Origin of the sequence: Nostocoides jenkinsii Ben 74, from assembly GCF_001046875.1 — a bacterium.
GTDB classification, from domain to species: Bacteria; Actinomycetota; Actinomycetes; order Actinomycetales; family Dermatophilaceae; genus Nostocoides_A; species Nostocoides_A jenkinsii.
This window is the reverse complement of the sequence record NZ_HF571038.1, coordinates 2,555,118-2,576,411: the sequence shown is the minus strand read 5'-3', so window position 1 is coordinate 2,576,411 and position 21,294 is coordinate 2,555,118. Positions and strand designations below refer to the sequence as shown.

The following is a 21,294-nucleotide window of genomic DNA, read 5'->3' as shown; positions in this document are numbered from 1 at the left end:
CTGGCGTGGTCCTTGCCGGCGGGTGGGGAGCCCTCCTGGCCGCCGCGGCGCTCGGCATCGCGGGCATCAGCCGGCAACGCGGGCAACTGGTCATCCTGGCCGGGGGGCTCGTCGTGCTGGCTGGGGCTATCCAGGCGGCCTTCGGTACGGGCGGGGGATCAGGCCCGGCCTGGGTCGAGATCGGCACCCGCACGCCGTGCCTGCTCGCGCTGCTGATCGTCCTGGGGACGCGTCCGCGCAAGCAGGGGTCGCTCGACGAAGCGATAGGTCACGGCCGCCAGCCCGAGGGTGATCGGCATCCCGAACGCGAGTAGCGGGATCAACCCACCGGAGAACGGCTCGAGGCCGGACACGGCATACAGCGCCGTGAACACCGGGACGTGCCAGAGGAAGATCCCGTAGCTGATCCGGCCGAGCCCCGCGGCCCAGGGGTGGGCCAGGGTCGCTCGCCACAGATTCCCGGGGCCGAGGATCAGCGGAAGGAGAAACGCCCCGGCGACGATGCACCCGAGCGTCATCTTCACCGCGAGCCGGCTGCCGTCGACCGTGCCCAGGGTGAGTTTCCCGGCCACCGGGGTCGTGGCCAGGAGGTATGCCGCGCCCCCCACCGCCAGCAGGGGTCCGGGCGCCGCCGCGAGCCGCCCGAGCCAGCGGGAGACGACATGGCTCGGGCGCGCCCTGACCTCGGCGAGCAGCATCCCGAGCGCGAAGGTCGCGCTGCACGCGGGGAGCCAGCGCTCATACGGCACCTCGGTGAGTAGGTCACTGGAACTCGTGAGCCAAGTGATCCCGATTCCCAGCGGCACGGCCGCCGCGCAGATCGCGGCGGGCCAGTCGGGATTTCGCCGCGCCGCCCGAGCCAGGCCCCACGCGGCCACGGGAAGGCAGAGATAGAACGAGACTTCCGTCGCGATGCTCCACGACTGCGAGTACCCGGTGATCTGCGCTTCGGCCACATAGATCTGGGCGGCGGCGGCGTGCAGGACGACATCGCGTGCGCTCGGGTGCGCCGCGATCGTCACCACGACCAGGACGAGCCAGTATGCCGGGAGCACCCGCGCCGCGCGCCGCGACAGGTAGGCGGTGGTCGAGACCGGGGCGCCCGAGCGGGCCCGGACGAAACCGTGGTGCAGCAGGTAGCCCGACAGCACGAAAAAGATCAGGACGCCTAGGTCGCCGCGCCCCATCAGCCGGCCCAAGAGCCCGGTCGTGGTCACGGACCCGGTTAGGAAGGCCGCGTGCGTCAAGACGACCAAGGTCGCGGCCACAAAGCGGAGGCCGTCTAGAGCCGCGACGTGGGCACGCACCCGCCGATTATGACGTTCCCGCACGTGAGGGGCGGCACCACGATCGCGTCGTGGTTAGCAGCACGGGATACTCACTGGTAGCATCTCCCGACCGACCAGCTAGCTGTTGGGCATTTGGCCCGACGAGGAGACCCACGATCACTATGCGGAAGATTCTCGGCCCCCTCCTTCTGGGAGTGGGCGGATTCCTGCTCACGACCGCTCTGCTCGTGCTCCTGTGGGTGCCTGGCCAGGTGAAGAAGACGCCGCTGAACGTCGACAGCCTGACCACACTCACCGGTGACGCCAGCTACCTCGGGTCCGACCGCGCACCGGTGAAGGCCACGAGCCACACGGTCACAGACGGCGATGCGTCGAGCAGCTCGACCGCGGTCTTCCAGACCTTCACGTGCTTGATGTGGAACAAGGACGGTTCGGCCCCCAACTGTGTCAGCGCCGAGGGCGACGACAGCACGCTGATCAACGCGAGCACGGACGCCTTCGCGACCGACCGCAAGACCGGTCTGGCCCTGTCGGACCAGGAGAAGTACCTCGGCGCCAACGCCTCGCCGCACGACGGCCTGGTCAACAAGTTCCCGTTCGGCGCCGAGCAGAAGACCTACCCGTTCTGGGACGGCATCCTCAAGCGCGCGGTCGACGCGGCGTTCGTCGGTGAAGAGGACGTCAACGGCCTGGCCACGAACAAGTACCAGATCAAGATCACCGACGAAGCCGCCGAGATCTCCTCGGGCGTGCAGGGCACCTACTCCAACGACAAGACCATGTGGGTCGACCCGATGACCGGCTCGATCATCAAGCAGACCGAAGTCCAGAAGCGCGTCCTGCCCGACGGCACCGCGGCTCTCGACATGCAGCTGGCCTTCACCGACGAGCAGATCCAGGCCAATGTCGATGACGCGAAGGCCAACGGCGGCAAGCTCGGCCTGGTTGGCAAGCTGCCCTGGATCGCCGGCCTCCTCGGCCTCATCGCCGCCGGGCTCGGCATGATGCTCGGTCGCCAGGGTGACGGCGATGACGAGCCGCCTGCCGCGATTGCGGTGACCCGCACCGAGGAGGCTCCGGCCGCCTTCGGGTCTGCAGAGCAGACCCGCGCGATCCCGACGACCGAGCAGACCGCGCCGCGTCGGATCAACCTGGAGAAGGACTGACCGACCCGTGCGCGCTGTCGTCACTGGTGGCGCCGGGTTCCTCGGCTCCCATCTCTGCGAGGCGCTGATCGCTCGAGGCGACGAGGTTGTCTGCCTTGACAACTTCCTGACCGGCGACCCGGCCAATGTCGCGCACTTGATGGAGCAACCGGGCTTCCGGCTGGTGCGGGCCGACGTCACGGACTACGTCCACGTCGCCGGCCCCGTCGATCTGGTGCTGCATTTCGCCTCGCCCGCCTCCCCGATCGACTACCTCCGGGTGCCGATCGAGACCCTCAAGGTCGGCTCCATCGGGACGCTGCACGCCCTTGGCCTGGCCCGGGAGAAGTCCGCGCGCTTCGTCCTCGCCTCCACCTCCGAGGTGTATGGCGATCCCGAGATCCACCCGCAACCCGAGTCGTATTGGGGTCACGTGAACCCCGTGGGGCCTCGCGGGGTCTATGACGAGGCGAAGCGGTTCGCCGAGGCGCTGACGCTGGCGTATCGCCATACGCACGATGTGAACACCGGCATCGTCCGCATCTTCAACACCTTCGGCCCGCGGATGCGCCCGGACGACGGCCGGGCGATCCCGAACTTCATCCGGCAAGCGCTGGCCGGCGAGCCGGTGACCGTGGCCGGTGACGGCAAGCAGACGCGCTCCATCTGCTACGTCGACGACCTGGTCCGGGCGATCCTGGCGATGGCCGGGTCCAGCGAATCAGGGCCCATCAATATCGGCAATCCGCACGAGATTGCGATGCTGGACCTGGCGCGCTGGATTATCGAGTTGACCGCGTCGGACAGCGATGTCGTCCACATCGAGCGTCCCGTGGACGACCCCACCGTGCGCCAGCCCGACACCATGTTGGCCGCGCGGCTACTGGGCTGGAGCCCGGAGATCCCGGTGGAGGAGGGCCTGCGCCGCACCATCGCGTGGTTCCGCGAGCAGGACGAACGGCATGCCTTCACCGAACCCCCGCTCGCCCCGGAGCGGACCCAGGCCATCCTGAACGGCTGACCGCGGCCCCCATGGGCGGGCCACGCCGGCCCAGTTCGACTCAGGCGTCGTCGTCGGCGGCGAGGGCGGCGGCACCCACGATGCCGGCGGTGTTCTCCAGCTTCGCCGGGATGATCGGGGTGCGCAGCTTCAGCAGCGGCAGGAACTTCTCCGACTTGCGCGAGACACCGCCGCCGACGACGAACAGGTCCGGCCACAGCAAGTCTTCGAGGTGCTTGTAGTACGGCTGCAAGCGCTCGGTCGCCCACACGGCATACTTCAGGCCCTCACGGTCCTTGGCGCTCGACGCGGCGCGAGTCTCGGCGTCGTGGCCGTCGAGCTCGATGTGGCCCATCTCGTTGTTGGGGATGAGGATGCCGTTGTGCAGCATGGCGATGCCGATGCCCGTGCCGAGCGTGGTGAGGATGACCAGCCCGTCCTTGCCCTTGGCTGCGCCATAGCGTTGCTCGGCGACACCGGCGGCGTCGGCGTCGTTGACCAGGTGGCACGCGCGGCCCAGCGCCGCGGCGAAGATCTTCTGGCCCTCGGCGTTGATCCAGCTCTTGTCGATATTGGCTGCGGTGCGCACGATGCCGTGCTGCACGACGCCCGGGATGGTGACGCCGATCGGCGCGTCCTTGGGTAGGTCGTCGGTGAACTCGTCGGCGATCTGGTCGACAATCGCGGCGACCGCGGACGGGGTGGACACCTCAGGCGTGGCCATCTTGATGCGGGGCTGAATCAACTCGCCGGACTCCAGGTCGACCGGAGCGCCCTTAATCCCTGATCCGCCGATGTCGATTCCCAACGCGACCTTGTGCTTGCCCACCGTCTGTCATCCTCCTCGACAACTCAACGTCTCGGCCTGGTGGCCGAGGATCACGGTCAAACCTACTGGTCTCGTGGCTCAGCCGCGCGGCTTCTCGGCGACGAAGATGGCCGTCCCGGGAAGGACACGGCCGCGCAGCGGCGACCAGCCGCCCCACTCGTCGGCATTGCGTTCCGGCCATTCGGGCTCGACGACATCGATCAAAAGCAGCCCGGCCGCGACGATGTCGCGGATGCGTTGCCCCATCGTCCGGTGGTGCTCGACATAGGTGAGACGACCACGGTCGTCGCGCTCGGCATACGCCCGCGTGTCGAAGTAGCTCTGGTGGGCCGTGAGGCCGGCCTCCCCGGGGACATCCGGGAACGCCCACCGGATCGGGTGACTGGTCGAGAAGGCGAACCGGCCACCCGGGCGGAGCACGCGGGCCGCCTCCCGCATGACCTCGCCGGGATCGGCGACGAAAGGCACGACACCGTATGCCGTGAAGACGGCCCCGAAACTCCCGTCACCGAACGGGAGCCTGGCTCCGTCGCACTGCAGCAGGGGGAGGGGGACGCCCGAGGTGCGGTTGACTGCGGCGCCTTGGCGCACCATACCCATGGAGAGGTCGGTGGAGACCACGTCGACGCCGTGCCGGCGCAGCCAGCGCCCGCATTGGCCGGCGCCGCCGCCGATCTCCAGGACAGGTCCGGCCGGGAGGTCGCCGGGAGTGCCGGTGAGCACGCCGAGTTCGGCCTCGGTCCAGCCCTCGGGGCCCCACACGAACTCGGCATCGCCGAGGAAGTCCCCGTGGTCGGCGTAATAGTTGACCGCCTCGGCGTCCCACCACCGTCGCTGAGCCGAGGCCGACTCCGCCTGGTCGATGTGGGCGCGGCTGACGTGCGTCATACGGCCTATTGTCGCGTTTCCCCGTTTTGACCCCCTTTGGACAACGGCAATAGAATCGCGATGCACATCTGTGCGTGCGCTCCCGCATGCGCGCAGGTGGGCACGCAATTGTCCGCACTAGTCCATATCCGCATCGGAGTTCCTACTACATGACTGCCACCACGGTCCCTGCGACCGCTTCTCAGATCGCCGTCAACGACATCGGCTCTGAGGAAGAACTGCTCGCCGCCATCGACGCGACGATCAAGCACTTCAACGATGGCGACATCGTCGAAGGCCGCATCGTCAAGGTCGACCGCGACGAGGTGCTGCTCGACATCGGCTACAAGACCGAGGGGGTCATCCCCTCCCGCGAGCTCTCCATCAAGCACGACATCGACCCCAACGAGGTCGTCAAGGTCGGCGACGAGGTCGAAGCCCTCGTTCTCCAGAAGGAGGACAAGGAAGGCCGCCTCATCCTGTCCAAGAAGCGCGCTCAGTACGAGCGCGCCTGGGGCACCATCGAGAAGATCAAGGAAGAGGACGGCGTCGTCAAGGGTTCCGTCATCGAGGTCGTCAAGGGTGGTCTCATCCTCGACATCGGCCTGCGCGGCTTCCTCCCCGCCTCCCTCGTCGAGATGCGCCGCGTCCGCGACCTCCAGCCCTATGTGGGCAAGGAGATCGAGGCCAAGATCATCGAGCTCGACAAGAACCGCAACAACGTCGTGCTGTCGCGTCGTGCGTGGCTGGAGCAGACCCAGTCCGAGGTGCGCTCCACCTTCCTGCGCGAGCTGCAGAAGGGCCAGGTCCGTCCGGGCGTCGTCTCCTCGATCGTCAACTTCGGTGCGTTCGTGGACCTCGGCGGTGTCGACGGTCTCGTCCACGTCTCCGAGCTGTCCTGGAAGCACATCGACCACCCGTCTGAGGTTGTCGAGGTCGGCGACGAGGTCACCGTCGAGGTCCTCGACGTCGACATGGACCGCGAGCGCGTCTCCTTGTCGCTGAAGGCGACCCAGGAAGACCCGTGGCAGCACTTCGCCCGCACCCACGCGATCGGTCAGGTCGTGCCGGGCAAGGTCACCAAGCTCGTTCCGTTCGGTGCGTTCGTGCGCGTCGCGGACGGCATCGAGGGTCTGGTCCACATCTCCGAGCTGGCCGAGCGCCACGTGGAGCTGCCGGAGCAGGTCGTCACCGTCGGCACCGAGATCTTCGTCAAGGTCATCGACATCGACCTCGAGCGCCGCCGCATCAGCTTGTCGCTAAAGCAGGCCAACGAGGACGGCGCCGGTCAGGTCGAGTTCGACCCGACCCTCTACGGCATGGCCGCGGAGTACGACGAGCAGGGCAACTACAAGTACCCCGAGGGCTTCGACGCCGAGACCAACGAGTGGCTCGAGGGCTTCGAGAAGCAGCGCGAGGCCTGGGAGAAGCAGTATGCCGAGGCCCACGCTCGCTGGGAGGCTCACCGCGCCCAGATCGAGAAGGCCGCCAAAGAAGACGCCGAGGCCGGCGCCGAGGCAGAGGCTCCGACCTCCTACTCCTCCTCCGGCGCAACCCAGGCCGCCCCCACCGAGGGCACCCTGGCTTCCGACGAGGCGCTCGCCGCCCTCCGGGAGAAGCTCACCGGCAACTGACCCGCGTGGGCGGGGGAGCGCACTTTCCCGCCCATTGCCACAACATGGACGTACGCAACGGAACATTTCCGTTGCGTACGTCCATGTTGTCTCCCGGGAGTTCTTGCCGGGGCGGGGCGCCCGTTAGGACGTGCGCGGCTCGCGCCACTCGTAGTGGCAGTCCTGGCACGCGTGGGTCGGTGGTTCGGGCGGCATCATGCAGCCGCGGTGTTCGACCTGGCGACGCTCGATCGCGTCCTGCAAGGTCGGCGACGGATAGCCATAGGTGACGGCGAGGACGCTCGTGTTGCCGCAGTAGGGGCACTCGACGGGTGGAGGCGGGAAGTATCGCTTCAGGCGCATAGCCAACACTGCGCGGCTCGGTGGCCACCGTTGTCGCGCGGTTTTCCGAATCCGCTCGCTGGATAGGCTGATTTGTATGTTGCGCATCGGGCTAACGGGCGGCATCGGGTCGGGCAAGTCGAGTGTCGCCAGGCTGTTCGCGGAGCGGGGCGCGGTCATCGTGGACGCGGACGCCATCGCCCGCGCGGTCGTGGCGCCGGGGACGCGGGGCCTGGCGGCGGTGGCGGAGCGATTCGGGGCGGATGTGCTCGGCGCGGACGGGGCGCTGGATCGGGCCGCGCTGGCCGGGGTCGTTTTTGGTGATGCGGCGGCGCTGGCGGCGTTGGAGGGCATCACTCACCCGCTGATCTGGGCCGAAGCCGCGCGGCAGTTCGCGGCGGTGCCGGCGGACGGCATCGTCGTGCACGACATGCCGCTTCTGGTCGAGAAGGTCATGTCGGCCGAATACCACCTGGTCATTGTTGTCCTGACCGACACCGAGCTTCGCGTCCGCCGCCTGGTGGAGCATCGGGGCCTGGACGAGTCGGATGCGCGGCGCCGCATCGCGGCGCAGGTCGATGACGACGCCCGCCGCGCGGCCGCCGACGTCCTGCTCGACAACAACGGCAGCCCGGGTGCGCTCGCGAATCAGGCTGGGGCGCTGTGGGATTCGCGCATCCTCCCCTTCGCCGCCAACCTCACCGCCGGTCGTCCCGCCACCCCGCGTGATTTCCAGGCGGAGTATGCCGCGCCGCTGCCCCGCGAGATCTCCGACCTGATCCTCGGCCAGGTCCGGCGGATGTCCGCCCGGATCGCCGCTGCGGTTGGCGTCGGCGTGATCGGGGGTAGCCCGACCGGTGACGGTGCGATCGGTAGTGGCGTGTCGACGGGGGTGGTGGCGGGCGAGCCGACGGGTCAGCCCGCGATCGGCGAGTCGAGCGGCGTGTTGGAGTTCGCCGTGCCGGTGCCCGCGTGGCCGGATGGCGCGGCATACCAAAGATTGGCGGCCGCAGGCTTCCCCGTGCTGGACGCGCAGGGCGACCGCCTCGGCAACTGCGACCCCGCCTGGCCGGCGCGCATCCGCCTAGTGCCACCTCGAACTTGAGCACGCCTTAGGAACCTGAGCACGCCATGCATGGCGTGCTCAAGTTCCTAAGGCGTGCTCAAGTTCGGGAGCGGGGGCGGGGGCTTACCGAGTCAGCTCCGCCAGGCAGGCCCTGACGCGCTCGTGCCACCAGGCAACGCGGGGCGGGGGAGCGGCATACCGATGGAGGAGGTCGGGGTCGGCAGCGACCCGACCTGGCGCGAGGACACCGCCCACCGGCCGCAGGGATGCCGTCGTCACATCCCCCTCCATCAGCGCCAGCGTGCCGAGCCCGCACGCCCCCGCCAGCTCCGGCAGCGCGGCCGCTAGGGCCACCCCCGCACTCAGACCGATGGACGTGTCGAGCGCCGACGACACCACCGCCGGCAGCCCGCACGCCTCGACGATCTCCAGCGTCCGCGCCACCCCACCCAGCGGCGCAACCTTGACCACCACGAGGTCGGCGGCCTCCTCGCGCGCGACCCGCAGCGGGTCCTCCGCCTTCCGAATGGACTCGTCGGCCGCAATCCGGATCCGTATGCCGCGGCGCGCCAGCGACCGCCGCAGCGCGGCCAGCTCCCGCACGCTCGCGCACGGCTGCTCCACATAATCGAGGTCGTACCGCCCCAGTCGCTCTAGGGCCTCCGCCGCCTCGGCCAGGCTCCAATTTCCGTTGGCGTCCAACCGAATCCGGGCGCGCGGGCCCATCACCGCGCGCACCTCCGCCACCCGGGCGACGTCCTCGCCGAGAGGCTGGCCGGGCTCGGCGACCTTGACTTTGACGGTGTCGCAGCCGGGGAACCGGGCCACGATCCCCGCCACCGCTTCCGGGCCCACGGCGGGCACGGTTGCGTTGATCGGGACGGACTCGCGGACGGGAGCTGGCCACGCGCCATACGCCGCCTCGATCGCCGAGGCGAGCCAGCGCGCGGCCTCGGGAACGGCATACTCCGGGAAAGGACCGAACTCACCCCAGCCGGCCGGGCCATCGATCAACGCCACCTCGCGCGCCGTGATACCGCGGAACCGCACCCGCATCGGGATCGCCACCACGTGCACCCGGCCAAGGAGGTCCGCCCGATCGGGCAGGGGCGCCGTCATCGCACGGGCGGGGCGTCCGTCGCCCCAAGAGGTATGCCGCGTCGCCGCAGCTCAGCCTCGGCCCGGGCGAGCCCCCCGTGCTCCAGGGCGGCGAGGTCGGTGGTCCCCTCCCAGACCGTCCGCCCGCGCCGCCGGACCGTCACGTCCAAAGTGGCGGCGAGATGCTCCAAGTCCCCGGCGGTGTTGCGGTGCTCGTCGGGCAAGGGGACGGGCAGGACGTGTGCATCACCGAGGGGGGCGCGGCCGTCGAGGACGACCTCCCAGCCGTAGCCGCGCCCGCGAAGTAACCATCGCTCGTCGGTGACCTGCGCGCGGACCGGGGAGACGCCAGGGTTACCGAGCCGGAAGACCTGGCCGTCGGGGAGCCGCACGACGACGGCAGTGACCGTGGTGCGCAGCGGTCCCGCGTGGACCAAGCCCCCCGCGAAGGCGACGCCCGCCTCCGCTTCGGCGAAGCCCTGCGCTTGACCCCACCACCAACTCTCCGGGAAACCGCCCTTGCCCCAGTTCTTCTCGGCATACACCTGCGCGTCGGTGAAGTCCCACCGCTCGCCCGCGATCGTGGCCGACCCCGTTGCCCGGCCGCCGAGCAGCCAGGGATGCCAATACTGATTGAGGCCCGGCACGCTTTGGAACACGCTGGAGCCACCGACGGCCCGCCGGGGCCAGGGTGCCGGCTGGTCAATCCGGAACTCGCACAGCGCATCCGGGCCGAGGTCGACGCGGACCCGGGTCGCGTCCGCCACGAAGGCGGTTCCACTGCGCGCCCCCAGGCGGCGTGGGTCCGCCCAGCCCTCTGGAGCGGCAAGCGTGCGCAGGAAGCCGTCACTCGTGGCCAAACCGAGCGTCGCCCACGGCGCGCTCCCGTCGCGCGGCTGATTGACGCCGATCAACGCGATCAACGTGCGCTGCGTTGACCGATCGGTCACGCGCCAGAAGTAGCCCTCCATCGCCAGGCCGTGCGCCGGGCGCGGGTCGCCGAACGGCAGATCGGCCCCCGAGGCGCGATAGCGCGCGAGCAGGCTCATCCGCGCCAGGCTTCCGTGAAATCGGCGTGCGTGCGCACCCACGCGTGCATCGCGACGGCGGCGGCGACCGAGGCGTTGATGGAGCGGGTCGAGCCGAACTGGGCGATCGAGAAGGTCGCGGCGCACGCCTCCCGCGCGGCCTCGCTCAGCCCTGGGCCTTCCTGCCCAAGCAGGAAGCACACGCGTCGGGGGAGTTCGGCGGACTCCAGATGCAGCGATCCGGGGAGGTTGTCGACGCCCCACAGGGCCACGTCCTGTCCGGCGAGATGCTCGGCGAGCGCCGTGGCGTCGGGGTGATAGTGCAGGTGTTGATAACGGTCGGTCACCATGGCCCCACGACGATTCCAGCGTCGATTGCCGACGATATGAACCTCCTTGGCCAAGAACGCATTCGCCGTCCGCACGATGGTGCCGATGTTGAAGTCGTGCTGCCAGTTTTCGATGGCGACATGGAAGTCGTGGCGACGGGTGTCGAGGTCGGCGACGATCGCGGCCATACTCCAATAGCGGTAGCGGTCCACGACATTGCGGCGATCCCCCTCGCGCAGGAGGTCAGCGTCATACACCTCACTCCCGGGGCCGGCCGGCCACGGTCCGTCCCACGGCCCGACCCCCACCTCGGCGGGTCCGTGGGGCATCGGATCGTATGGCGCGCGCGCCTCCCCGGCGGACTCCTCGGCGACACTCACGGCGGCATTATCGCCCGCCGCCCTCATGTTCAGGGTGGGCGGGGGAGGGCTGTCGGTGGTCGCGTTTACGGTTGACTCATGCGTCCGACAACAGACCTGAAGCGACGATTGGCTCCCTTTGAGGTTGTCTCCGACTTCGAGCCCAGCGGGGATCAGCCGACGGCCATCGCCGACCTCACCCGCCGGGTCAAGGCCGGGGAGCAGGACGTGGTGTTGCTGGGTGCCACCGGCACCGGCAAGTCGGCGACGACCGCCTGGCTGATCGAGCAGGTGCAGCGGCCCACGCTGGTGATGGCGCCCAACAAGACCCTGGCGGCGCAGTTGGCCAACGAGTTCCGCGAGCTGCTGCCCAACAACGCGGTCGAATATTTCGTGTCCTACTACGACTACTACCAACCCGAGGCCTACGTCCCGCAGACAGACACTTACATAGAGAAGGACTCCTCGATCAACGACGAGGTCGAGCGCTTGCGGCACAGCGCCACCAATTCACTGCTGACCCGGCGCGATGTCGTCGTGGTGGCATCGGTGAGCTGCATCTATGGCCTCGGCACCCCGCAGGAGTATGTCGATCGCATGGTCCCGCTGCGCGTCGGCGACGTCTTGGAGCGCGATGACCTGCTGCGCAAGTTCGTGACGATGCAGTACACCCGCAACGACCTCTCCTTCACCCGCGGCACGTTCCGGGTGCGCGGCGACACCGTCGAGATCATCCCCGTCTATGAGGAGCACGCGATCCGCATCGAGTTCTTCGGTGACGAGATCGAGCGCATCTACACCCTGCATCCGCTCACGGGCGAGATCGTGCGCGAGGAGCAGGAGATGTATGTCTTCCCGGCGACGCACTATGTGGCGGGGCCGGAGCGGATGGAGCGGGCCATCACCGGCATCGAGAAGGAACTCGCCGAGCAACTCGCGTTGTTCGAGAAGCAAGGCAAGCTGTTGGAGGCTCAGCGCCTGCGGATGCGCACCTCATACGACATCGAGATGATGCGCCAAGTGGGGTCCTGCTCCGGCATCGAGAACTACTCGATGCACATCGACGGCCGCACCCGTGGCAGCGCGCCCAACTGCCTCCTCGACTATTTCCCGGAGGACTTCCTGCTGGTCATCGACGAGTCGCACCAGACGGTGCCGCAGATCGGGGCGATGTATGAGGGGGATATGTCCCGCAAGCGGACGTTGGTCGACCATGGCTTCCGGCTGCCCAGCGCCATGGACAACCGCCCCCTGATGTGGGAGGAGTTCCTCGATCGCATCGGCCAAACCGTCTACCTGTCCGCGACACCGGGCGACTACGAGGTGGCCAAGGCCGATGGCGTCGTCGAGCAGGTCATCCGCCCGACCGGCCTGATCGACCCCGAGATCGTCCTCAAACCCACCCGCGGCCAGATCGACGACCTGCTCGATCAGATCGCCCAACGCGCGGCCCGGGACGAGCGCGTCCTGGTCACGACGCTGACCAAGAAGATGGCCGAGGACCTCACCGACTACTTGCTGGAGAAGGGCGTCCGAGTCCGCTACCTGCACTCCGACATCGACACGCTGCGCCGGGTTGAGTTGTTGCGCGAGTTGCGCCTCGGCGAGTTCGACGTCCTCGTCGGCATCAACCTGCTGCGCGAGGGCCTCGATCTGCCCGAGGTGTCCCTGGTTTCGATCCTGGACGCCGACAAGGAGGGCTTCCTGCGCTCGGCGCGCTCCCTGATCCAGACGATCGGGCGTGCCGCCCGAAATGTGTCCGGGCAGGTTCATATGTATGCCGACAAGCTCACCCCCTCGATGGAGCACGCCATCGAGGAGACCAACCGGCGCCGGGAGAAGCAGCTCGCCTACAACCGGGAGCACGGCATCGATCCGCAGCCCTTGCGCAAGAAGATCGCCGACATCACCGATCTCCTCGGCCGCGAGGACGCCGACACCGAGGCCCTCATGGGGTCGGGGCGGAGCCAGACCCGAGGCACCCGGGGTTCCGGGCGCGGCGGTCGCGGCGCGATGATGGCCGACACGGGCCAGGTGGCGACGATCAAGGGGCTGCCGGCCAGCGACTTGGCCAATCTCATCCAGGAGCTGACCGAGCAGATGCACACCGCGGCGGCCGAGTTGAAGTTCGAGCTCGCGGCGCGGCTGCGCGATGAGATTGGCGACCTCAAGAAGGAACTGCGCCAGATGACCGAAGCTACGCGCTGAGACACTGGGGCCATGACCCCCGAGGAGTTCCGCGATCACGCCCTGTCCAAGCCGGGCGCCTACCCCGACGAGCCCTGGGAGGGCGACTTGGTCGCGAAGGTTGTCGAGAAGATCTTCGTGTTCGGGCTCGGTCGAGATGCCGTCGGGGTCAAGTGCGGCGCCAACCGCGCGGAGGCCGATGAGTGGCTGCTGCAATATCCCGACGACGCCAGCGTCATGCCCTATATCGGTCGCAACGGCTGGAACACGCTCGCCATCGGGGGCACGATTCCTGATGAGGAGATTCTCGAAGCGATCGACACGTCATACGACCTCATCGTGAGCAAACTCCCGAAGTCCAAGCGGCCGGACCAGCCGAGATAAGCCCCCTTCGCGGTCGGGATTTCTCTGCTTGGGGCGGCTTCTGCCACACTTGGGCGCAATGGGGTGCCGTCGGCGCCTCGCGGAGGGAGTATCCCGCCACGCCTGCCTCGTCATCACGGCCACTCGGCCCGGGGCGGCGGCCCAGTTGTCATGGGTGGGAGAGACTTCGGACTGACCCGCTTCATGTCCGAAAGGGGCCACCCGCTTGACCAGCCTGTTCGTCGCCGCCAACGAGACCCAACTCAACCTGCCCACGTGGGCGTGGCTGCTCACCATCGGCATCGCCAGCGCGGTGCTGCTTTTCGATGTCTACTGGATCGCCCGAAATCCGCACCGGCCAAGCAATCGCGAGCTCTGGGTCGCGCTGAGCGCCTACATCGGGGCGGCCGTGCTGTTCGGCGTCGCCTTGCTGGTGTGGAAGGGGCCGAAGCTGTCCGGTGAGTTCTTCGCGGGCTGGCTCACCGAATACTCCCTCAGTGTCGACAACCTCTTCATCTTCCTGCTGATCATGGCGCGCTTCGCCGTACCGGAGCGGCTGCAGCAGTTCGCCTTGATGGTCGGCATTGTCATCGCCATCGTGTTGCGCGGCATCTTCATCTGGCTCGGCGCGACCGCGATCAACAACTTCTCCTGGGTTTTCTACATCTTCGGCGCGTTCCTGATCTACACCGCCGTCAAGCTGGCCACCGAAGGCGAGTCGGACGATGAGGAGTATGAGGACAACCGCCTGATGAAGGCGATCGAGAGCAAAGTGCCGTCCACGCCGGACTACGAAGGCACCAAGTTGTTCATCAAGAAGGCTGGCCGCCGCATGGCCACCCCGATGCTCTTCGTCATCCTGGCCCTCGGCACGACCGACCTGCTGTTTGCGCTTGACTCGATCCCGGCGATCTACGGCCTGACCAAGGAGCCGTACATCGTCCTGGTCGCCAACCTCTTCGCCCTGATGGGTCTGCGCCAGTTGTTCTTCTTGCTCGGCGGCCTGCTGCAGAAGCTCGTGTACCTCAGCATCGGCCTCGCCGTGCTGCTGGCCTTCATCGGCGTCAAGCTCCTGCTGCACGCCCTCCACGAGAACGAGTTGCCGTTCATCAACGGCGGCGAGCATGTCAAGGTCCCGGAGATCCCGATTGCCGTCTCGCTGGGCGCCATCGTGGTGATCCTCGGTGTGACGACCATCGCGAGCTTGTGGAAGTCGCGGCGGGACGCCAAGTTCGGTGGACCGCAGGACGCGATCTAGGCGCCGGCCGCCTCGGCCGGATCGGGTTCGCTGCTGGCGCTCATGATCAGAGCGCTGGCAGCGACGACGAGCGCCATACCCAGCAGTTGTATGCCGTGCAGCCGCTGCCCGAGGATCACCAGGCCCGCCAGCGCCGCGACCGCAGGCTCGAGCGAGAGCAGGATCCCGAAGACGGCGGCGCTCATCCGTCGCAGGGCGATCAGTTCGAGGGAGTAGGGCAGCAGGGAGGACAGGATCGCGATCCCCAGGCCCTTCGCCAACAGGCTCGGCGTCCACTCGCCGACCCTGATGAGCCCGAAGGGCGACACAACGAGGGTTGCGACGAGCATCGCGATCGCGAGGCCGTCCAGCTTGGGAAAGGCGGCACCGGTGCGTCCGCTGAAGATGATGTATGCCGCCCAGCACCCCCCAGCGGTCAGCGCGAGCAGAATGCCGGCCCAGTTCAGCTCGCTCAGGGGTGCGCTGAACGCTTCGGAGATCATCACCACGCCGAGCGCCGCACCCAGCACCGCGAAGAAGTCCTTGGGCCGCCGCGACAGCGCGGTAGCCAGCGCGAGCGGCCCGATGAACTCGATCGTCACCGCCACGCCGATCGGCAAGTGCGCGAGCGAGCCATAGAAGGCGAAGTTCATCAGCCCGAGCGCCAACCCAAAGGCGATGACCGTCGCCCAGTCCCGACGTGAGTAGCCGCGTACGCGGGGCCGAACGATGGCGAGCAGCACGACCGTCGCGAAAAGCAGGCGCATCGTGACCGACCCTGCCGCCCCGATCACCGGGATCAGCGTCGCCGCCAATGCCCCGCCGAACTGCACCGACACGATCCCCGCGAGCACAAGAGCGGGAGCCGGGACGGCATCGAGTCGGGACAGCACCGGCTCAGGCTATGGCCGGCGGCGCTCTTGGAGGTGCGCTGAATGCAGGTCGAGACGGCTACTGGATCAGCGTGATGGCGACCGTTCTCGAGTTGTTGGTGTTGTTCGTCTCGCCACCAGAGCCGGGCACCACCACACCCCGGAACTGCAACGTTCCGGTGCCCGTTGCGGTTCGGGTGTAGGTGCCAGTGAATATCCCGCTGTCGTTGGGTTGCATCACGCCCGTGTAGGTGTAGGCAAAGTATGTGTTTGTCGTGTTCGTCAGAGACCAGCCCACCGGTGCCGCGACGGTGAAGGTCCCCGCGACGCTGGGCTTGTAGACGTAAACGGTGATGGCGCCGGACGTTGCTGTCGATCCGACGTTGCTGAACTCAAAGAAGACCTCCATCGGAACGTTGACCTGGTAGTTCGCGCTGCTCGTGCTCAACCTGGCCCTCATGTCCGGCACGCCGTTGACGGTCACGGTAGTGGCGGCGGTGTTGTTCGCGACATTGGTCTCGTCGGTGGCCTGCGTGATGGTGGCGTTGATGGTGTAGTTCCCGGGCGGGGCGCCTGAGGCGGTGAAGTTCAGCGGGACGCTGGCATTGGGTGCCGCCCGGGCCGATCAACGTGATCGTGGTGCCGTTGTCGACGGCGGTCCACCCGGATGGCAGGCTGGCTGCGGTCAGGGTCATGCCGGTCGGCTTGATGACGCTGACCATGATGGGGTCAGCGCTCGTCGTGATGGTCCGGCGTGGATGCGGCGAGGACAGGCGCCGCCGCCGCTGCCAAAACCGGCACCGACCAGGACCCCGCCTTGATCACCGTGCGCCGTGACCTGCTCATTTCGAAAACCCACTGCCCTGCAACCCTTCTGACCATATTTGCCGTGCAACTTTGCACGTTTCAGGATTGCAGCTACCGGGCGTATCTTGACACTCGACCAAACCGCCCTGCGGAGTATCGGATTCCCACCCAGTCCCAGAACCCGGCGCTTTGGGAGGCTTTCTGGCTGTGGGTTTGCCATGTATAGCGCCGGAAAGCCACCCAAACTCCACCCGACCTGCGCGGATCACTAGCCGCGGGTCACGGCTGGTCCACGGTGGTTTCGGGATGGCTGCGCCGAACGGGTCGGAGATCCAGCCCCCCTCGATGTGGGCGAAGTCGTCAGGGTTTGCCGTGTGGAGCGGCATGCCTTGCGAGATGGCCACGGCCGCGATCAATGCGTCGTATCCCCGGGCAGAAGGCTTGCGGCCTGAGGCGCGCAGCGATGCAGCCACCGCGCCAAATGAACGAGCCGCCCCGGCGTCGAAGGGGAGGGGGTCGAAAGACGCCTCCGTCAGTTGGAGCACCTGCTGTCGATGCGCCCGTTCGGTCGGTTTTGCCGTGACGAGTGGACCGAAGGACAGCTCAGCCAAGGTGATGGCGCAGATCACCGGCACCTCGGGCAGATCGTCAGGATCGACATGGGAGAGGTTGATGACCATGTTCGTGTCGAGCAGCCCTGATCCGTCGGGCGCTGTCACAACGACCAGTCCAGCATGTCGTCGACGTCCTTCTTGAACTGCTCAGCGTCGATCCTGGGCCGGCTCGCCCACCGCTGAAGCAGCTGGTCTCGGTGCAGGCGCGCACGACGCAAAGGGACCACCTCGCCACGGGGTCACCATCCTTGGTGACCACGACTCGCTCGCTCTGCTGCACGCGCTTCAGCAGAGCAGCACTCTTGTTGCGCAGATCACGAACAGGGACGCTCCTCAGGTGATGAGTATCACCCGTGCTACGGACGGTTACAGCCTCGCTCACGCCGCTCGGGCGGATGACGTCGCTACCTGCCCATGGTCGTGTCCGCACCGTGCTCATCCCCTCGGACGCCGCAGGCTAGTGGCGTGTCACCATCCCCGTGCCCGCCACTCGGCGAGGTGGGGTCGCTCCACGCCCAGAATCGTGTCCGCGCCGTGGCCGGGATAGACGATCGTCCGGTCGTCGTAGACGTCGAAGATGCGCTTGGTGACATCGGCATACAACGAGTCGAAATCCTGACCCGGCATCTTGGTGTTGCCGACACCTCCGGGAAAGAGCGCATCGCCCGTGAAGAGGTGCACTCGGTTGTCGTCCGCGGGGTCGGTGTAGGCGAGAGCCACCGAACCTGGTGTATGCCCGCGCAGATAGACGACGTCCAGGCTCAGCGGTCCCACCGCAATCCAGTCGCCCTGCTGCAGCCGAACATCCGGGGCAACCGGGAGCGCGTCGGCGTCGTCCTCGCCGGCATACGTCCCCGCGCCCGTCGCAGCCGCGACGTCGGCTAGGGCCCGAACATGGTCCCAGTGCTGATGTGTGGTGATCAGGGCATCGAGTCGTATGCCGTGCCGCCCGCCGCCGCCCTCAGCGATGAACTCCAGCACGCGCGGTGCATCGTCGGCTGCGTCGATCAACACCTGTGGCCCGTCGCGATGGCTCAGCAAATAAACGTTGTTGTGCATCGCGGACACCGACATCTTTCGGATCGTCACCTCCCCGAGTTCGCGAGCCTGGCTGGGCCCACCCGGGGTGACGACACCGTCATACGTGCTCATGGCAACTCACTCTCATCCGGCCTTGTCGGCTCATCCGGCCTTGCGGGCGCGACGCGCCGCGGCCGCAGCGGTCTTCGAGATGGTCGCCTTCTTTGCCGGTGGCGTGGTGGATGCCGTCCGTGCCCGCCCGGTCGGCCGCTCCACAGTGCGCGCGGCACGTTGGAGGACGGGTGCCAAGAATTGGCCGGTGTGCGAATCCGGCTGCGCCGCAACCTGCTCGGGCGTGCCCTCGGCGATCACCAAGCCACCACCAGAGCCGCCCTCGGGTCCCATGTCGATGATCCAGTCGGCGTTCTTGATGACGTCGAGGTTGTGCTCGATGACGATCACCGTGTTGCCCTTGTCGACCAACCCTTGCAGCACTATGAGCAGCTTGCGAATGTCCTCGAAATGGAGACCGGTGGTCGGCTCGTCCAAGACATAGATCGTTCGGCCCGTGGAGCGTTTCTGCAGTTCGGAGGCGAGCTTAACCCGCTGCGCCTCGCCCCCCGAGAGGGTCGTCGCGGGCTGGCCCAGGCGGACATACCCCAGTCCCACCGCATTCAGCGTGGTCATGTGTCGCGCGATCGCCGGGACGGCCGCGAAGAACTCCTCGGCCTCCTCGATGGGCATGTTCAGCACGTCGGCGATCGTCTTGCCCTTGAAGTGCACCTCCAGCGTCTCCCGGTTGTAGCGCGCCCCGTGGCAGACCTCGCACGGCACATACACATCGGGCAGGAAGTTCATCTCGATCTTGATCGTGCCGTCACCAGAACATGCCTCGCAGCGTCCACCCTTGACGTTGAAGGAGAACCGGCCTTGCTGATAGCCGCGGATCTTGGCCTCAGTGGTGGTGGCGAACAGCTTGCGGATGTGGTCGAACACCCCCGTATAGGTCGCCGGATTGCTCCGGGGAGTGCGCCCGATCGGGCTCTGGTCGACGTGGACGACCTTGTCGAGATGCTCCAGACCGGTGACCGACTTGTGCCGCCCCGGCACGTGCCGGGCCCCGTTGAGCTTGTTGGCCAGCACGTTGTAGAGGATGTCATTGACCAGCGTCGACTTGCCCGAGCCCGAGACACCAGTCACCGCCACGAACGTCCCCAGCGGGAACGACACCGTGACGTCGTCAAGGTTGTGCTCCTTGGCTCCCACGACCTTGACCATGCGCTTCTTGTCGATCGGCCGCCGCACCGCGGGGGAGGGGATCTCTAACCGCCCGGATAGATACTTGCCGGTCAGCGATTCCTTGTGTTCGAGAAGACCCTTCACCGGCCCGCAGTGCACCACGCGACCCCCGTGCTCACCGGCCCCGGGGCCGATGTCGACCACCCAGTCGGCCGTGGCGATGGTGTCCTCGTCGTGCTCGACCACGATCAGGGTGTTGCCGAGATCCCGCAGCCGCACCAAGGTCTCGATCAGCCGGTGGTTGTCGCGCTGGTGCAGCCCGATCGATGGCTCATCCAGGACATAGAGAACCCCCACGAGGCCGGACCCGATCTGGGTCGCGAGCCGGATGCGCTGCGCCTCCCCACCAGAGAGCGTGCCTGCCGGCCGGTCCAACGACAGATATTCCAGGCCGACGTCGAGCAGGAAGCCGAGCCGCGCATCGATCTCTTTGATCACCCGTTCGGCGATGGCCCGCTCCCGGACGGTGAAATCGACAGTGCCCAGGAACCCCGCGGCCTGCTTGATTGACAGTGTCGAAATGTCGGCGATCGAATGCCCGCCGATCAGCACAGCCAATGACTCCGGCTTCAGCCGCGTCCCCCGGCACGCCGGACAGGGCACCTCCCGCATGTAGCCCTCGTAACGCTCCCGGCTCCACTCCGAATCCGTCTCGGCGTGCCGCCGCTTCACGAACGGCACCGCCCCCTCAAAACCCGTTGTATAGGCCCGCTCCCGCCCATACCGATTGCGGTACTTCACGTGCACCTTGTAGTTCTGCCCGTGCAGAACCGCTTCCTGAGCGCGTATGGGGAGTGCTCGCCACGGCGCGTCCATCGAGAACCCGAGATCCTCGGCGAGCGCGGTGAGCACCCGCTGGAAGTACTCCGCTGACCCGCTGCCCTGATTCCAGGGCGCGATGGCGCCCTGGGCCAACGAGAGGTCCTCATCGGGGACGATGAGCGCGGGGTCCACCTCCAACTCGGTGCCTAAACCCGTGCAAACCGGGCACGCCCCGAACGGGCTGTTGAACGAGAACGACCGGGGCTCGATCTCGTCGACCCCGATCGGGTGATCGTTGGGGCACGCAATCTTTTCGCTGAACCGGCGCTCCCGGCCTGGGTCGTCCGCCGGCAGATCGACGAACTCGACCACGACCAGTCCACCGGCCAGCCCGAGCGCCGTCTCGACCGAGTCCGTCAGCCGCCGCTTAGCGGTGTAGCCGGCATCCCCCTCGGCCGACTTCGCCACTAGCCGGTCGATCACGACATCGATCCTGTGCTTGATCTGCTTCTCCAACTTCGGCGGCTCCGTGAGGTTGACCACGGCCCCGTCGACGCGAGCCCGCGCATAACCCTTGCTCTGCAGCTCGGCGAACAGATCGACATACTCACCCTTGCGTGCCCGCACCACCGGCGCCAACACCTGGAACCGCGTCCCCTCCGGCAACTCCAACAGCCGGTCGACAATCTGCTGCGGGGTCTGCCGGGTGATCGGCTCCATACACACCGGACAGTGCGGCCGCCCCACCCGCGCAAACAACAACCGCAGGTAGTCGTAAACCTCCGTGATCGTCCCCACCGTCGACCTCGGGTTGCGATTGGTCGACTTCTGATCGATCGACACAGCCGGCGAAAGCCCCTCGATGAAGTCCACATCCGGCTTATCCATCTGCCCCAAGAACTGCCGCGCATAGGCCGACAGGGACTCGACATAGCGCCGCTGACCCTCGGCGAAAATCGTGTCGAACGCCAGCGACGATTTCCCCGAACCAGACAGCCCGGTGAACACCACCAGCGCGTCGCGGGGCACCTCGATCGAGACGTCCTTGAGGTTGTGCTCCCGCGCCCCACGCACGATCAATTGGTCGTGCAATCGGCTCCCCGAGCCGCGTTTCGTCGTCCTACTCGTCACGCCCGCCATCGTATGCGGACCCACCGACAGCCCCGG

Annotated in this window: 19 protein-coding genes and 1 pseudogene; 7 read left to right on the top strand and 13 right to left on the bottom strand. The window is 67.4% G+C overall.

Features of this window, described 5'->3' with window-relative positions:
- Nucleotides 1–158: 158 nt before the first annotated feature.
- On the bottom strand, nt 159–1,307 hold the full coding sequence (locus BN13_RS12255; protein WP_048547255.1) for an acyltransferase family protein: 1,149 nt from the start codon (nt 1,305–1,307) through the stop codon (nt 159–161).
- Between the two features lie 143 nt (nt 1,308–1,450).
- Here BN13_RS12255 and BN13_RS12250 point away from each other — a divergent pair, with 143 nt between their 5' ends.
- Both BN13_RS12250 and BN13_RS12245 read left to right on the top strand, forming a co-directional pair.
- Nucleotides 1,451–2,455: a DUF3068 domain-containing protein gene (locus BN13_RS12250; protein ID WP_048547253.1), complete on the top strand. Its 1,005-nt coding sequence runs from the start codon at nt 1,451–1,453 to the stop codon at nt 2,453–2,455.
- A gap of 7 nt (nt 2,456–2,462) precedes the next feature.
- On the top strand, nt 2,463–3,455 hold the full coding sequence (locus BN13_RS12245; RefSeq protein ID WP_048547251.1) for a UDP-glucuronic acid decarboxylase family protein: 993 nt from the start codon (nt 2,463–2,465) through the stop codon (nt 3,453–3,455).
- Between the two features lie 40 nt (nt 3,456–3,495).
- On the opposite strand, the gene ppgK is transcribed toward BN13_RS12245, so the two are convergent.
- Both ppgK and BN13_RS12235 read right to left on the bottom strand, forming a co-directional pair.
- Complete coding sequence (gene ppgK / locus BN13_RS12240; RefSeq protein ID WP_048547249.1) at nt 3,496–4,263, bottom strand: polyphosphate--glucose phosphotransferase; 768 nt, start codon at nt 4,261–4,263, stop codon at nt 3,496–3,498.
- A 78-nt stretch (nt 4,264–4,341) separates the two neighbouring features.
- The gene (locus BN13_RS12235) at nt 4,342–5,151 is read right to left on the bottom strand and encodes a class I SAM-dependent methyltransferase (RefSeq protein ID WP_048547246.1); all 810 of its coding nucleotides are present in this window, start codon (nt 5,149–5,151) and stop codon (nt 4,342–4,344) included.
- A 149-nt stretch (nt 5,152–5,300) separates the two neighbouring features.
- Here BN13_RS12235 and rpsA point away from each other — a divergent pair, with 149 nt between their 5' ends.
- Entirely contained in the window at nt 5,301–6,764 is a 1,464-nt protein-coding gene (rpsA, locus tag BN13_RS12230; protein ID WP_048547244.1) for a 30S ribosomal protein S1, read from the top strand.
- A 123-nt stretch (nt 6,765–6,887) separates the two neighbouring features.
- Here the strand turns inward: rpsA and BN13_RS12225 are convergent, their stop codons facing one another.
- Nucleotides 6,888–7,106 (bottom strand): hypothetical protein, encoded by a 219-nt coding sequence (locus BN13_RS12225; RefSeq protein ID WP_048547242.1) that lies wholly within the window; start codon nt 7,104–7,106, stop codon nt 6,888–6,890.
- Nucleotides 7,107–7,182: 76 nt separating this feature from the next.
- Between BN13_RS12225 and coaE the strand changes: the two genes are divergently transcribed.
- The gene (gene coaE, locus BN13_RS18345) at nt 7,183–8,190 is read left to right on the top strand and encodes a dephospho-CoA kinase (RefSeq protein WP_053079784.1); all 1,008 of its coding nucleotides are present in this window, start codon (nt 7,183–7,185) and stop codon (nt 8,188–8,190) included.
- Between the two features lie 84 nt (nt 8,191–8,274).
- Here the strand turns inward: coaE and BN13_RS12215 are convergent, their stop codons facing one another.
- Genes BN13_RS12215 through BN13_RS12205 form a run of 3 tightly spaced genes read right to left on the bottom strand, consistent with a single transcriptional unit; the run spans nt 8,275 to nt 11,014 of the window.
- The gene (locus BN13_RS12215) at nt 8,275–9,270 is read right to left on the bottom strand and encodes an o-succinylbenzoate synthase (protein WP_048547239.1); all 996 of its coding nucleotides are present in this window, start codon (nt 9,268–9,270) and stop codon (nt 8,275–8,277) included.
- Nucleotides 9,267–10,298, bottom strand: a complete 1,032-nt coding sequence (locus BN13_RS12210) for a tocopherol cyclase family protein (protein WP_048547236.1) — start codon at nt 10,296–10,298, stop codon at nt 9,267–9,269. The genes BN13_RS12215 and BN13_RS12210 overlap by 4 nt, the downstream gene beginning before the upstream one ends.
- On the bottom strand, nt 10,295–11,014 hold the full coding sequence (locus BN13_RS12205) for a TrmH family RNA methyltransferase (RefSeq protein ID WP_201329090.1): 720 nt from the start codon (nt 11,012–11,014) through the stop codon (nt 10,295–10,297). The genes BN13_RS12210 and BN13_RS12205 overlap by 4 nt, the downstream gene beginning before the upstream one ends.
- Before the next feature lie 51 nt (nt 11,015–11,065).
- Between BN13_RS12205 and uvrB the strand changes: the two genes are divergently transcribed.
- The 3 genes from uvrB (at nt 11,066) to BN13_RS12190 (ending at nt 14,774) form a co-directional block, all read left to right on the top strand.
- Nucleotides 11,066–13,174 (top strand): excinuclease ABC subunit UvrB, encoded by a 2,109-nt coding sequence (gene uvrB, locus BN13_RS12200; protein ID WP_048547230.1) that lies wholly within the window; start codon nt 11,066–11,068, stop codon nt 13,172–13,174.
- A gap of 12 nt (nt 13,175–13,186) precedes the next feature.
- The gene (locus BN13_RS12195; RefSeq protein ID WP_048547228.1) at nt 13,187–13,537 is read left to right on the top strand and encodes an MmcQ/YjbR family DNA-binding protein; all 351 of its coding nucleotides are present in this window, start codon (nt 13,187–13,189) and stop codon (nt 13,535–13,537) included.
- 205 nt (nt 13,538–13,742) lie between these two features.
- Nucleotides 13,743–14,774 carry a TerC/Alx family metal homeostasis membrane protein gene (locus BN13_RS12190; protein ID WP_407667863.1) on the top strand — a complete coding sequence of 344 codons (1,032 nt, stop codon included), beginning with the start codon at nt 13,743–13,745 and terminating at the stop codon, nt 14,772–14,774.
- Here the strand turns inward: BN13_RS12190 and BN13_RS12185 are convergent.
- The 6 genes and pseudogenes from BN13_RS12185 to uvrA form a co-directional block, all read right to left on the bottom strand.
- Entirely contained in the window at nt 14,771–15,643 is an 873-nt protein-coding gene (locus tag BN13_RS12185) for an EamA family transporter (protein ID WP_053079886.1), read from the bottom strand. The genes BN13_RS12190 and BN13_RS12185 overlap by 4 nt on opposite strands.
- Before the next feature lie 61 nt (nt 15,644–15,704).
- Complete coding sequence (locus tag BN13_RS12180) at nt 15,705–16,073, bottom strand: hypothetical protein (protein ID WP_157038572.1); 369 nt, start codon at nt 16,071–16,073, stop codon at nt 15,705–15,707.
- Nucleotides 16,074–16,467: 394 nt separating this feature from the next.
- Nucleotides 16,468–17,151, bottom strand: a complete 684-nt coding sequence (locus BN13_RS20355) for a type II toxin-antitoxin system VapC family toxin (protein ID WP_235434032.1) — start codon at nt 17,149–17,151, stop codon at nt 16,468–16,470.
- A gap of 133 nt (nt 17,152–17,284) precedes the next feature.
- Nucleotides 17,285–17,485 (bottom strand): annotated as a pseudogene (locus BN13_RS20965) (type II toxin-antitoxin system prevent-host-death family antitoxin); the annotation flags it as partial.
- Nucleotides 17,486–17,514: 29 nt separating this feature from the next.
- On the bottom strand, nt 17,515–18,198 hold the full coding sequence (locus tag BN13_RS12175) for an MBL fold metallo-hydrolase (RefSeq protein WP_048547221.1): 684 nt from the start codon (nt 18,196–18,198) through the stop codon (nt 17,515–17,517).
- Between the two features lie 30 nt (nt 18,199–18,228).
- Nucleotides 18,229–21,267, bottom strand: coding sequence for an excinuclease ABC subunit UvrA (gene uvrA, locus BN13_RS12170; RefSeq protein ID WP_048547219.1), 3,039 nt, complete (start codon nt 21,265–21,267; stop codon nt 18,229–18,231).
- Between the last annotated feature and the right edge of the window lie 27 nt (nt 21,268–21,294).